Source organism: Mesorhizobium sp. M0174, assembly GCF_040322275.1.
GTDB lineage: Bacteria > Pseudomonadota > Alphaproteobacteria > Rhizobiales > Rhizobiaceae > Mesorhizobium.
Genome location: NZ_JAMYTB010000001.1, coordinates 54,094 through 66,927, shown reverse-complemented (window position 1 = coordinate 66,927; position 12,834 = coordinate 54,094). Strand labels below are relative to the sequence as shown.

Genomic DNA, 12,834 nt, shown 5'->3' with positions numbered 1-12,834 from the left:
CCCTCACCCTTACCCTCTCCTCGTGAAAGACGGTGCGAGGGGAGATCGCCGGCGTTGCGGCCAAGCCCCTTCTCGCCGTTCTCACGGGGAGAAGGTCCCGGCAGGGGTTGAGGGGCAGCGCCGAGTTCGACCGTTGCGACAACCCTCAGTCGTCCGCGTCCGGGTCGTCGGAGGCCGGCCGCCAGCTGATTGGCTCGATCTTCCTTTGCGTATGGCCGTCCGTATAGGCCCACCAGCCGGCATCGCTTTCGTCCCAGTCGCCGCCGGCCGCCTTCAGCCGGTCGAGCGAACGGTATTGCGCGATGCTCTCGTTCATCACGCCGTCGCTGTCCTGCCAGTAGACCGTGATCTTGGAACCGTCCTTGGGTGCCGTCTCGATTGGTTTTCGCGCAGCCATTTCAATTCCTCCCGGCCGACGGCGTTAAAGTGCCAGAAGGCCATTAGCTGTGGGCGAAGATGTCCTCTTCATCCCAGCCCATCAGGTCGAGTTTCGCACGCGTCGGCAGGAAGCGGAAGCAGGCATCGGCCTCCCTGGTCCGGTTGTCGCGTGCCAGACGCGCGCTCAGTACGTCGCGCAGCCGGTGCAGGTAGAGCACGTCGGAGGCGGCATATTCGAGCTGCTCAGGCGACAGCGTCTCGGCTGCCCAGTCGGATGATTGCTGCGCCTTCGACAGGCCGACCCCGAGAAGCTCGAAGCAGATGTCCTTCAACCCGTGCCGGTCGGTGTAGGTGCGCGTCAGCCGCGACGCGATTTTGGTGCAGAACACCGGCTCCGGCATGACGCCGAAGGCGTTGTAGAGCACGGCGAGATCGAAGCGGCCGTAATGAAAAAGCTTGGTGATGCTGCGGTTCTTGAGCAGGCTGACGAGGTTCGGCGCCTTCTTCTGGCCGGGCGCAATCTGGATGACGTCGGCCGAGCCGTCACCCGGCGAGATCTGCACGACGCAGAGCCGGTCGCGATGCGGGTTCAGCCCTAGCGTCTCGGTGTCGATGGCGACCGCCCCGACATCGTAATGCAGCAGGCCGGGCAGATCGTTTTTGTGGAAACGTATGTCGCTCATCGTCTTCTCCGGTCGCGGCCCCGTGCAGCGATGCGCGACGGACCGTGCCCGTCCTTGCCGCGATCCGGCGAAAAATCAACAAAAACTTGAGTCTGGCGCAATTTCAGCGTGTCAGCGCCTCGAGAATGCGCGCCCAGGAGCGCTGGCCCTTGTGGAAGGAGCTCATCTCGTACTTCTCGTTCGGCGAGTGGATGCGGTCGTCGTCGAGGCCGAAACCGACCAGCAGCGATTCCATACCGAGATAGGTCTGGAAATCGCCGACCACCGGGATCGAGCCGCCGCCGCCGGTTATTACCGCCGGCTTCGGCCATTCGTCGGACAGCGCCTGCTTGGCCTTGGCCAGGAAGGGCGAGTCGTAGGAAAGCTGGATTGCCGGCGAGCCGCCATGCGGATGAAATTCGACCGAGCAGTCCGCTGGCACGCGCTGCCTGGCAAATGCCTGGAAGGCGGCGCGGATTTTTTCCGGATCCTGTTTGTGGACCAGGCGGAAGGAGACTTTTGCCGAGGATTGCGCGGCGATCACCGTCTTGAAGCCCTTGCCGGTATAGCCGCCGATAATGCCGTTGAACTCGGCCGTCGGTCGCGCCCAGGTGAGCTCGAGCACCGAGCGGCCCTTTTCGCCGGACGGAATCGACAGGCCAATCGGGCCGAGGAAGGTCTCGGCCGTCTCGCCGAGCGACAGCCACGACTGCAATATCTGCGACGGCGTTTCCTCGACGCCGTCATAAAAACCTGGAATGGTGACGTGACCATCGGCATCGTGGATGTCGGCCAGGATCTTTGCCAGGATGCGGATCGGATTGGCGGCCGCACCGCCATAGAGCCCGGAATGCAGGTCGCGGTCGGCGGCAGTCACCGTGATCTCCTCGCCGACCAGCCCGCGCAGCGAGACGCAGATCGACGGCGTATCGCGGTCCCACATGCCGGTGTCGCAGACGAGCGCGAAATCGGCCTTGAGCTCGTCCGCATTCGCCTCGAGAAACGGCTTCAGCGACGGCGATCCGGACTCCTCCTCGCCCTCGAACAGGATTGTGATTCGGCACGGCAATCCGCCATGCACCTGCTTCCACGCGCGGCAGGCCTCGACGAAGGTCATCAGCTGGCCCTTGTCGTCGGCCGCGCCGCGGCCGGTGATCACCTTGTGGCCGGGCTCGATCTCCTTAACCGCCGGCGCGAACGGGTCGCTTTCCCACAGCTCGATCGGATCGACCGGCTGGACGTCGTAATGGCCATAAAACAGCAGATGCGGCGCGCCCGCCGGCCCATCGTGATGCGCGACCACCATCGGATGCCCCGGCGTGTCGCGCAAGCTGGCGTCGAAGCCGATCAGCTTGAGCTCGGCGACCAGCCATTCGGCGGCCTTGCGGCAGTCGGCGGCGTAGTCCGGATCGGTGGAGATTGACTTGATGGCGAGCAGGCCGAACAGGCGTTCCAGGCTCTGGTCAAAGTTCTTGTCTAGGCGGTCGAGAACAGGGGAAACTGCGGACATCTGGCGGGCCTTTCGATTCTGGCGGCAAATCTAGAGTCCATGCGGCGAAACGGAAAGCCCGCGACCGTTGGGCCACAGCTTCCTGTCCAACGGCAAAAAAATGCCGCCGTGGTGGAGGGGAACCACGGCGGCCTTTACTCGAAACGATGCGGCAGCCCGGAGAGGGGGGATAGGCTGCCGCAAGTGTCCGGGATAGGCGGGGGACGGGCCTTGCTCCGGACTTCGGCGAAAACTGCCGATGCGTTTTATCTGTGTCTGCGAACGTGGCGATTCAAGGGCACAAAAATTACACTTTTGTAACATAGGCGTGAGCGAACAAAGCTGCGGCCAAGCGCCAGGGCCGGCCAAGCTCGCACGCCATTTGTCAGGGTGTTGCCGGAACCCTTGGCGCAAGCCGCCTTTGGCATGGACCGCGGCGCTGCGCCGCGCTATCCCTCGTGCCATGAAAAAAGGCGATCATCTCTTCCTTGTCGACGGCTCCGGCTACATCTTCCGTGCCTATCACGCGCTGCCGCCGCTGTCCCGCAAGTCCGACGGGCTGCCGACCAGTGCCGTGCTCGGCTTCTGCAACATGGTCTGGAAGCTGACGCAGGACGCCCGCAACACCGATGTCGGCATCGTGCCGACGCATTTCGCCGTGATTTTCGACTATTCGTCGAAGACCTTCCGCAACGATCTCTACCCCGAATACAAGGCCAACCGCTCGGCGCCGCCGGAAGATTTGATCCCGCAATTCGGCCTGATCCGCCAGGCGACCAGGGCCTTCAACCTGCCTTGCCTTGAGACGGAAGGCTACGAGGCCGACGATTTGATCGCCACCTATTGCCGGCTTGCCTGCGAAGCCGGCGCCGACACCACCATCATCTCCTCCGACAAGGACCTGATGCAGCTGGTCGGCCCGACGGTTGCCATGTACGACCCGATGAAGGACCGCCAGATAGGCGTTTCCGAGGTGATCGAGAAATGGGGCGTGCCGCCGGAGAAGATGATCGACCTGCAGGCGCTGACCGGCGATTCGGTCGACAATGTGCCGGGCGTACCCGGCATCGGGCCGAAGACGGCGGCGCAATTGCTCGAACAGTTCGGCGACCTCGACACGCTGCTCGCCCGCGCCGGCGAGATCAAGCAGGACAAGCGGCGCGAATCGATCATCGCCAATGCCGACAAGGCGCGGATTTCGCGTGACCTGGTGAGGCTGAAGAACGACGTGCCGGTGACCGAAGGGCTTGACGAGTTCGTGTTGCATGCGCCGGACGGCCCCAGACTGATCGGCTTTCTCAAGACCATGGAATTCTCGACGCTGACCCGCCGCGTGGCCGAAGCGACCGGAACCGACGCGGGCGATGTTCCAGCCACCCCCGTCACTATAGAGCGTGCCGATACCGCGCACGGCCCCGATATGGGTTTTGGCCTGCCCGCGGCCGCCGAGAGCGCACCGCCGCCGGACGAAGCGGCGCTCGAGGCTCCGGCTGCAGCCAAGCAAGGCGACACCCCATCCCTGCTTTCGGCGCTTCGCCTGGAGGCTGCGACCACCCGCAAGATCGACACCAGCGCCTACGCCTGCATCCGCGACGCCGCGACGCTGAAGGTCTGGATCGCCGAGGCGATGGAGAGAGGCATCGTCGCCTTCGACGTTAAGGCCTCCTCGCCCGATCCGATGCGGGCCGAACTGATCGGCCTTGCCATGGCCGTCGCGCCTGGCCATGCTGCCTATGTGCCGCTTGCCCATAAAAACGGCAATGGCGACCTGCTCGGCGGCGGCGCGGTCGAAAACCAGATCCCGGTCCGCGACGCGCTGGCGTTGCTCAAGCCGCTGCTCGAGGACAAATCCGTCCTCAAGATCGTGCACGACATGAAATACCGCCTTGTCGTGATGAGCCGTCACGGCATCGAGATCGGCCCTTATGACGACACCATGCTGATCTCCTACGTGCTCGAGGCCGGCACCCACGGTGGCCACGGCCTGGAGGCGCTGGCCGATAAATGGCTCGGCCACGCGACCATTCCGCTGAAGGAATTGGCCGGTTCGGGAAGAAGCTTCGTCGGCCTCGATCAGGCCGACCTCGGCAAGGCGACGGCTTACGGCGCCGAGCACGCCGACGTCGCGCTCAGGCTCTGGCAGGTGCTGAAGCCACGGATTGCCGCCAAGGGCCTGGTCTCGGTCTATGAACGGCTGGAACGGCCGCTGGTGCCGGTCTTGGCGCGGATGGAACAGCGCGGCATTTCGGTCGACCGGCAGATCCTGTCGCGGCTCTCCGGCGAACTGGCACAGGGTGCCGCACGGCTCGAGGACGAAATCTACCAGCTGGTCGGCGAACGCATCAACATCGGCTCGCCAAAACAGCTCGGCGACATCCTGTTCGGCAGGATGGGCCTGCCCGGCGGTTCCAAAACCAAGACCGGCCAGTGGTCGACCTCGGCGCAGCTTCTCGAAGACCTCGCCGCCGAAGGCCATGAATTGCCGCGCAAGATCGTCGACTGGCGCCAGCTGACCAAGCTGAAATCGACCTATACCGACGCGCTGCCCGGCTTCATCCATCCCGACACCAAGCGCGTCCACACCTCCTACGCGCTTGCCGCGACGACGACCGGGCGGCTGTCGTCCTCGGATCCCAATCTGCAGAACATTCCGGTGCGCACCGTCGAGGGCCGAAAGATCAGGACGGCCTTCATTGCCGACAAGGGCAACAAGCTGGTTTCCGCCGACTACAGCCAGATCGAGCTGCGCGTGCTCGCCCACGTCGCCGAAATCCCGCAGCTCAAGCAGGCCTTCGCCGACGGCGCCGACATCCACGCGATCACCGCGTCTGAAATGTTCAACGTGCCGGTCGAAGGCATGCCTTCGGAAGTGCGCCGCCGTGCCAAGGCGATCAATTTCGGCATCATCTACGGCATTTCCGCTTTTGGCCTCGCCAACCAGCTGTCGATCGCGCGCGAGGAAGCCGGCGACTACATCAAGAAATATTTCGAGCGTTTCCCCGGCATCCGCGACTATATCGATGCGACCAAGGCCTATGCCCGCGAGCACGGCTATGTCGAAACCATTTTCGGCCGCCGCATCCACTATCCGGAAATCAGATCGTCAAATCCTTCGGTCCGTGCCTTCAACGAGCGCGCCTCGATCAACGCCCGCCTGCAGGGCACCGCCGCCGACATCATCCGCCGCGCCATGATCCGCATGGACGATGCCCTGGAAAAAGCCAAGCTTTCCGCCCGCATGCTGCTGCAGGTGCATGACGAGCTGGTCTTCGAGACCGTCGAAGCCGAGGTCGAGGCGACGATCCCGGTCGTCTGCCACGTCATGGAGAACGCCGCCATGCCGGCGGTGTCGATGTCGGTGCCGCTGCACGTCGACGCCCGCGCCGCCGACAACTGGGAAGAGGCGCATTAGCGTGCGGACGTCCGCGGCCGACCAATTGTAATCTGTAGCGATCTTTCGCGCCCCCTCTGTCCTGCCGACATCAAAAGGTCGCCACCGCTATGTTGCGGCCTAACCGGCCTTCAAGCCGCTTCAGCCAAACACTTCGCACAAGTCCCACGAAACTCGATCACCGCCTTCTTGGCGGCGAAGCCGGTCGAGCGCACCCATTCGTCGAGCCGGTGGCCGACATCGTGGTCGGAGAACTCGGTCACCTGGCCGCAGCTGTCGCAGATGGCAAACGCCGTCATCGAATGGCTGTGGTCGTGCGGCTCGGCACAGGCGACGAAGGAATTGAGGCTTTCGAGCCTGTGCACGAAGCCGGACTTCACCAGCGTGTCGAGCGCCCGATAGACCTGCAGCGGCGCGCGAAAACCGCGCTCGCGCAATTGGTCGAGCAACGTATAGGCGCTGAGCGGCCCGCTGGCGGCCTCGAGTTTCTCGAGAACGCAAAGCTGGTTCTTCGTCAGTACATCCCTTGCCGCCATGATCCCGTTCCAAGCCGCTTCCGTGCCGATCGCTGCCATTAGGCATGCAATCCGGCCTCTTCCACTGAGATAGCGACGAACTGCCTTTTTTGCTACTGTTTGTATTCGCAGCCGATGGTCGGCTGGCCGGCGACGCCCATATTCAAAATACTGACATCCTCGGCCAGGCTGGCCGTGCTTGAAGATTCGATCGGGCTTGGGGAAGCAATCATGATCAAGGTGACGCGGCGGACGCTGCTTGCCGGCACGTCCGCGCTGGCCGCTGCCGGCCTGGTGCCGTTTCGGGCATTCGCAGCGGCGCGCACCTACCATGCGCTGCTTGTTGCCTGCACCGATTATCCGAACCTGCCGAAGAAGAACTGGCTGATCGGACCGAAGAACGATGCCGGCCTGGTGCGCGATTACCTCCTGAAGTACACGCCCGCGCCGGTGAAGTTTTCAGCCGAAAACGTCGCGCTGCTCGCCAAGGATGTCGAAGGCGCCAACGGACCGCCGACACATGCGGCGATCAAGGCAGCACTCGCCGACCTTGCCGCCAGGGTCCAGCGTGACGATTTCGTCTACCTGCATTTGTCCGGTCACGGCGCGCAGCAGCCGGCGGCGAACAAGGGCGACGAGACGGACGGCCTCGACGAGATTTTCTTGCCGTCCGACATCGACAAATGGGTCAACCGCGAAACGGGCGTGCCCAATGCGCTGGTCGACAACGAGATCGGCACCGCGCTCGACGCTATCCGCGACAAGGGCGCCTTTATCTGGGCCGTATTCGACTGCTGCCATTCCGGCACTGCGACGCGCGCCGCCGAGGTCGACGACGAGCTGGAACGCAAGGTCGAGTTCGCCGATCTGGTCGGCGGCGACGACGCTGCCAGGGCGGCTGCGGTGAAAGCCTATGACGAGATTGCGTCGGCCGCGCCGCGCGGCTTTGACGAGGACGGGCAGCGCAAGCCGGCCTTCAAGCTGACGCCGACCGGCGCCGAGCCGACCACCAAAGGCAAATTGGTCGCCTTCTACGCGGCGCAGACGGTGGAGACGACGCCCGAGATGCCGCTGCCCAAGGGCACGGCCGATGCGCCTCGATTCGGGCTGTTCACCTTCACCATCCTGTCGAAACTGGCCGAGAATCCCAACATCACCTACCGCCAGCTCGGCCAGGCCGTGCTGCAGCAATATTCGGCGGACGGCCGCACCCGGCCGACGCCGCTGTTCGAAGGGGAACTCGACGCCCGCGTCTTCGGCACCGACAAGACAGACGCGGTCATGCAATGGCCGATCGTCATCGAGAACGACAAAGCCACGATCGGCGCCGGACTGCTGCATCGCCTCACCCCAGGCAGCAGGCTCGCAATATTGCCCTCGGCGCTGTCGCCGCTGTCGAACGCGCTTGGCTATCTCCAGGTGCAGTCGGCGAAAAACCTGGAAAGCCGGGTCAAGCCGGTCGAGTTCGGCGGCAAGCCGGCGATCAAGCTGGCCGACATCCCCGCCAATGCCTATGCCCGGCTCGCCGAGCTCGCCGTCGACTACAAGCTCGTGATTGCGCGGCCGGCGGCGACCAAAGGCCTCGAGAAAGAGGCCGCGCTGGCGAACTCGGTTCTCGACGATCTGGCGGCCAGGGAGAACTCAGGGTTCCACATCGCGCTGGTCGAGCCGGGCAAGAGCGCAGATCTGCGTCTCGCCGTGCTGCGCGAGAACGCCATTGCCGGCGCCGCCGAAGATGCCACCGACGCGCCGGCGCTGTGGTTCCTGCCGGCTTCGGGCGACATGACGCTCAAGGAGGGCAGCAAGCCGCCGATGATCGTCATTCATCCGGACGACCGCGAAAAGTTGGTCGATGCAGCGGCCAAGAACCTGACGAAAATCTTCCGCGCCATCGGCCTGTCGAGGCTGGCCGCCGCTTCCGATTATCGGCCGGAAGAGGTCAGCGTCGAGTTCCGGATCAAGCGTTTTGATAGCGACACGCTGCAGCCGATCGAACCGTCGACGGTGCCGCGTGTTTCGCCCGACGATCAGGTCCACGTGCTGGCCAGGAACGGTTCGACCGATCTGGTCGACATCAACGTGCTCTATGTCGGCTCCGACTATTCCATCCAGCATTTTCTTGCCGAGCGCCTGACCGAAGGCGCCGTGCTCGAGGAAGGCCTGTTCAAATTCACCGACACCAGCTTCGGCATGGAGCGGATGATCGCCGTCTTGACCGAAGCACCGCCGCAGAGCGAGAAGCAGGATCTGAGTTTCCTGGCGCAAGAGGGCGTTGTCTCTGTAACGCGCGGACTTGGACAACCAAACTTCTCCGATATGCTGGCCGATATCGGCAGGGCGCCGGCGACGCGTTCGGCCATGCGGCTCACCGACGACAAGGGGTCGAAGGGCGCCGTGATGATCTTCCCGATGGAGACGGTGCCGCGCGCCTGAGGCGGGGTCAGGTGCCCGGCCGGGCCTCTTGCCTAATCGGCTGATAATGAACATTCTTCGACCGCTGCTGTCGGCGGCCGAACGGAACGGATGAGGGCGTTCGTGAACAGGATCGTATTTTCGTGGCGCGCAACAACCGCCGGTCTTGTCGCCGGGCTGCTGCTGGCCGCCAATGCTTCGGCGGACGAGGCTTGCGGCCTTTGCGCTAAGGAGGTCGTCATCAATTCCGAACTGGCGAGCTGCTTTCTCGACCAGTACGACCAGATCGCCAAAACCGGCAACGCCGCCGTCATCGTCGATCTCAGCAGCTGCACCTCACGCGGCGTGGTCGAACCATTGCCGTCGCCGGGCAAGGCGCAGGTGGCGCCTGACGTGCAGTTCATCGTTTCGCGGGCGCAGCTGGATTGCCTGAAGAAGAAGCTGGAGACGCCGGGCATCGTGCTCGACCCGTCCGCCACCATAGACCTGGACAGCTGCGGATGACGAAAGCGGGGGGCAACGCAACGCAGCAGGCAGTGACGGCGCCGGTGCCGCAAAAGAAGCCGGTGTCGCTGCCGGAAACCGTCGAAGGCCTGCCGTGGGTGAGCAATCACGAGGTCAAGAAGGAGGCGAACCCATTCACCGATCGCGACTGGCGCATGCTCGTCTATGCCTGGTCCGGATTGCTGGTGCGCCTGGCGATCATCTTCACCCTGATCTTTTCGGTCTACCAGTTCCTGGCGAACCAGGAGCAGAAGCGCGTCGAGCAAACGATGTCGCTGGTCGAGCTCTGGGAAAGCAAGGATTACCAGCAGGCGCAACGGGCCCTCAAGCAACGCCTGGCGGCGCTCAACGCCAAATACGGCAATCTGCTCAGTGCCAATCCGACGCCGACCGAGGAACAGGTGTTCAGACAACGCATCGGCATCGAAGCGATGAGCGCAACCGGCGGCGACATGCCGCTTGCCGAGTTCAGCGACAATTTCGACCGCATCGTCTATTTCCTCAACCGCCTTTCCTCCTGCGTCGAAGGCGGGCTGTGCTCGCGTGAGGTCGCCGACTCCTATTTCCGCGACTATGCCGCTTCCTTCTGGAGCTATTTTGCCGGCTATATCGACAAGGAGCGCAAGGCCGGTTCACCGACTTTTGCCCAGCCGATCGAGAACTATGTCCGCCAGGCGCCACCCTCGGCCCAGTCCAGATAATCCCGAAAAATGCGAAGCCGGCGACGGAAATGCTCCGCCGCCGGCTAGTTCTCCGCGATGATCGCGGCGGGAACTCTGCAGGCCTATTTGTACAGGCTGTTGATCCACTGGACGTTGATGGCGTTCAGACGCACGGCGGTGTTGGCATCCGGGCTCTCGGCCACGTTCACGCCGGTGATGACGCGCTGCTTTGAGCCATTGTCATAAGCGTAGACCGAGCTGCCGCTCGATCCCGGATAAGTGTCGCAGTCGTACTGGAAATACTCGGTGGCGATGTGTTCGGCGAGCACTTCGCAGGTCGCCTTCCACATCGTGCCCATCGGCTTGTCGCCGGGATAGCCGACGATGTTGGCGGTGAAGTCGCCGAGATCCACATAATCGGCATAGCCCAGCCAGCCGAGGTTGGTGCCGACATCCTGCTTCAAGGTGACGATGCCGAGATCCCATGGCACGACCGAGCCGTAAAAGCCCTGATAATTGTCGATGAAGCCCTGGACGATATAGGCGCTTTCATAGGTGAAGGCGCCGAACGGTGCGTCGTCGGCAGTCTTGCCGTTGAGAGCCGGCACGAACAGGATATCGTCCAGCCAGGCCTTGTCTTCGTGGCTGTAGAGGCAGTGCGCCGCGGTGAGCACCGTGCGCGGGCCGATCAGCGTCGCCGAGCAGCTGCCATAGCTGCCGCTCTTCGATTTGCCTTCGAGGTAGCCGATCGCGGTGAACGGGTAGGTTTTGGTATTCTTGATCTGCTCCCGGTCGTCCGTCCCGAACACCTGGCGGCCGGCCTCTTCGCCTCCGCTCAGCCCGGAATTCTGGGACTTCTGTCCCTCGGCGGGCGCGTTCATTTCCTTGATGACAAGGTCCTTCAGCGTCTCGTTCGGATCGATCTTGATGTCCTTGCCATCGGCGGAGCGGCCGACGATGCCATAGGATTTGACGGCCGTTGCTTCGTCGGTGAGCGGCGCGGCGCGGTTGGCCTCGTCCTCGGTCAGTTTCGGCGGGGCGATCGGTTTCGCCCGGCCAGGCTTGTAATCGCCCGATGTCACGTCACGCATGCTTTCGCCGTTGCCGGCGTTGGCGGAACCTGGCTCGGCAGCCAAGGCAGGAACCGCCCACATTGCGGTGGAAAGCAACGCGGACGCAATAATGCACTGTGTCAGTTTTGTCATGGTGAGACTCTCCCAAAAGTCAGCAAGGACTGGATCAAGATATAGAAATATTGTCGAGATCGTGGTGGCGCCGAAAAATGAATTTGGTTGCCGGCGCCTTTACCGGGCCATTATTCAGTGCAGCCAGTTTAGGTCCCCGCCAAAAATGCCCGCAACGGTATACTGCCTAAAATAATCCAACATTGGCAACGACAAATTGCTTCCACATAGCCCGTGGGGGATTATAGATTTGGGCGGGTTTGGCTCGACACCACGATTTAGCAAAAGTGGTACTCGGTTTTTTGACGGATCACGCTCCACATCGGCGCATGATCGGCTCACCGGCCGGTTCCCCTTTCAGTGGATCACGCGTCGAGGCTGATCTGTCGGAACATCGTCTCAGGGGGTTCGAGGTGAAGATCATCCATAGGTTCAGACCGATTGCTGCAGCCTCGCTGCTTGCCATCGCGGCGGCCTTGCCGGTCGTCAATTCCGTTCATGCCACGGACGCGGCCGCCCGGCCGGAGGCGGCGATCTCGCCGATGAAACGCGTGGCCGAGGCCAGGGCAAAAGCCAAGGCGGAGAACCCCGACGGCACCGATCGCGTCTACGGCGGCAAAGAGGCCGAGAAGGGCGCCTATCCGTTCCAGGTGGCGTTGCTGACCACCGGCAAACTGGACGAAAGTCCGGCCTCGCAGGCGAATGCGCAGTTCTGCGGCGGCAGCCTGATCGCGCCGCAATGGGTGCTGACGGCGGCGCACTGCCTCAACGACGACGGCGAGCCGATTTCGCCTGATGTGGTCACCGTGCTCACCGGCGCCACCGATCTCAGCGAGGGCAAGCGCTACAAGGCGGTAGAGATCATCGTCAACGAGGGCTACAGCGAGCAGACGCTGGACAACGATCTCGGCCTGATCCGGCTGGCCGAGCCGGCCGATGCCCCGACCATCAAGATTGCCCGTGAGCCGACCCCCGACGCCGGCAAGACCACGGTCACCGGCGGGGCAAGATGCAGGACGGAACATTTCCCACCGCGCTGATGGTTGCCGACTTGGACCTCCAGCCGAACGCAACCTGCAACAACGGCATCAGGGCGATTTATGCGCGTGATTTGAAGGCTGCGCTCGGCGAGCTCGCCCGCCGCATGCGTTACTCGGAAAGGGGCATCGAGGCGGCCGCCAATGCAATTGCTGCTGATATGGCCGATCCGCTGACCGGCAACATGATCTGCGCCGGCACCGTCAGCGGCGAGCGCGACGCCTGCAATGGCGACAGCGGCGGACCGCTGTTCATGACCGGCGCCGATGGTCCGGTGCAGGTTGGCGTCGTCAGCTGGGGCGAAGGTCCGGCCGACGGCAGCACCGCCTGCGGCCACAAGAACGCCTACGGCATCTACACGCGGCTGGCGAATTACACCGGCTGGATCGAGGAGAAGATGAAGACGGCAGCGCCTGCGCCGGCAGCGCCCAAGGCGGCCCTCGGCACGGCTCAGAAACCGGCCACGCCATAGTAAGAATCGCCTGCCGAAACAATGGACGGCGGGAGCAATCCCGCCGTTTCGACATTTTCCGGCTAGCTAATTTTAGCTCGATGCCTTGGGTCACGGAAGCGGGACCGGCGCCGCCGTGCGCATGAAC

The 12,834-nt window shown here is 63.4% G+C and carries 11 protein-coding genes; 6 read left to right on the top strand and 5 right to left on the bottom strand.

Translation table 11 applies throughout. The features are described 5' to 3' along the window. Window positions 1-145 precede the first annotated feature (145 nt). The 3 genes from NKJ13_RS00335 to NKJ13_RS00325 form a co-directional block, all read right to left on the bottom strand. Window positions 146-397, bottom strand: coding sequence for a hypothetical protein (locus tag NKJ13_RS00335; RefSeq protein ID WP_352468327.1), 252 nt, complete (start codon window positions 395-397; stop codon window positions 146-148). A 43-nt stretch (window positions 398-440) separates the two neighbouring features. Beyond that, the gene (locus NKJ13_RS00330) at window positions 441-1,061 is read right to left on the bottom strand and encodes a ribonuclease D (protein ID WP_023675237.1); all 621 of its coding nucleotides are present in this window, start codon (window positions 1,059-1,061) and stop codon (window positions 441-443) included. A 103-nt stretch (window positions 1,062-1,164) separates the two neighbouring features. Further along, on the bottom strand, window positions 1,165-2,550 hold the full coding sequence (locus tag NKJ13_RS00325; protein WP_352506620.1) for a M20/M25/M40 family metallo-hydrolase: 1,386 nt from the start codon (window positions 2,548-2,550) through the stop codon (window positions 1,165-1,167). A gap of 442 nt (window positions 2,551-2,992) precedes the next feature. Between NKJ13_RS00325 and polA the strand changes: the two genes are divergently transcribed. Further along, window positions 2,993-5,941 (top strand): DNA polymerase I, encoded by a 2,949-nt coding sequence (gene polA, locus NKJ13_RS00320; protein WP_352737513.1) that lies wholly within the window; start codon window positions 2,993-2,995, stop codon window positions 5,939-5,941. Between the two features lie 110 nt (window positions 5,942-6,051). On the opposite strand, the gene NKJ13_RS00315 is transcribed toward polA, so the two are convergent. After that, window positions 6,052-6,456: a Fur family transcriptional regulator gene (locus tag NKJ13_RS00315; RefSeq protein WP_023721937.1), complete on the bottom strand. Its 405-nt coding sequence runs from the start codon at window positions 6,454-6,456 to the stop codon at window positions 6,052-6,054. A gap of 210 nt (window positions 6,457-6,666) precedes the next feature. Between NKJ13_RS00315 and NKJ13_RS00310 the strand changes: the two genes are divergently transcribed. The 3 genes from NKJ13_RS00310 to NKJ13_RS00300 all read left to right on the top strand — a co-directional run bounded on the left by NKJ13_RS00310 (window position 6,667) and on the right by NKJ13_RS00300 (window position 10,052). After that, the gene (locus tag NKJ13_RS00310) at window positions 6,667-8,868 is read left to right on the top strand and encodes a caspase family protein (RefSeq protein ID WP_352506622.1); all 2,202 of its coding nucleotides are present in this window, start codon (window positions 6,667-6,669) and stop codon (window positions 8,866-8,868) included. 102 nt (window positions 8,869-8,970) lie between these two features. After that, entirely contained in the window at window positions 8,971-9,351 is a 381-nt protein-coding gene (locus NKJ13_RS00305) for a hypothetical protein (RefSeq protein ID WP_352506623.1), read from the top strand. Beyond that, entirely contained in the window at window positions 9,348-10,052 is a 705-nt protein-coding gene (locus NKJ13_RS00300) for a DUF4760 domain-containing protein (protein WP_352506624.1), read from the top strand. The genes NKJ13_RS00305 and NKJ13_RS00300 overlap by 4 nt, the downstream gene beginning before the upstream one ends. Before the next feature lie 83 nt (window positions 10,053-10,135). Here NKJ13_RS00300 and NKJ13_RS00295 read toward each other — a convergent pair whose 3' ends face one another. After that, the gene (locus NKJ13_RS00295) at window positions 10,136-11,218 is read right to left on the bottom strand and encodes a trypsin-like serine peptidase (RefSeq protein ID WP_352506625.1); all 1,083 of its coding nucleotides are present in this window, start codon (window positions 11,216-11,218) and stop codon (window positions 10,136-10,138) included. 392 nt (window positions 11,219-11,610) lie between these two features. Here NKJ13_RS00295 and NKJ13_RS00290 point away from each other — a divergent pair, with 392 nt between their 5' ends. Both NKJ13_RS00290 and NKJ13_RS00285 read left to right on the top strand, forming a co-directional pair. Further along, on the top strand, window positions 11,611-12,237 hold the full coding sequence (locus NKJ13_RS00290; RefSeq protein WP_352506626.1) for a S1 family peptidase: 627 nt from the start codon (window positions 11,611-11,613) through the stop codon (window positions 12,235-12,237). After that, window positions 12,207-12,707: a trypsin-like serine protease gene (locus NKJ13_RS00285; RefSeq protein ID WP_352737514.1), complete on the top strand. Its 501-nt coding sequence runs from the start codon at window positions 12,207-12,209 to the stop codon at window positions 12,705-12,707. The genes NKJ13_RS00290 and NKJ13_RS00285 overlap by 31 nt, the downstream gene beginning before the upstream one ends. Window positions 12,708-12,834: the final 127 nt, after the last annotated feature.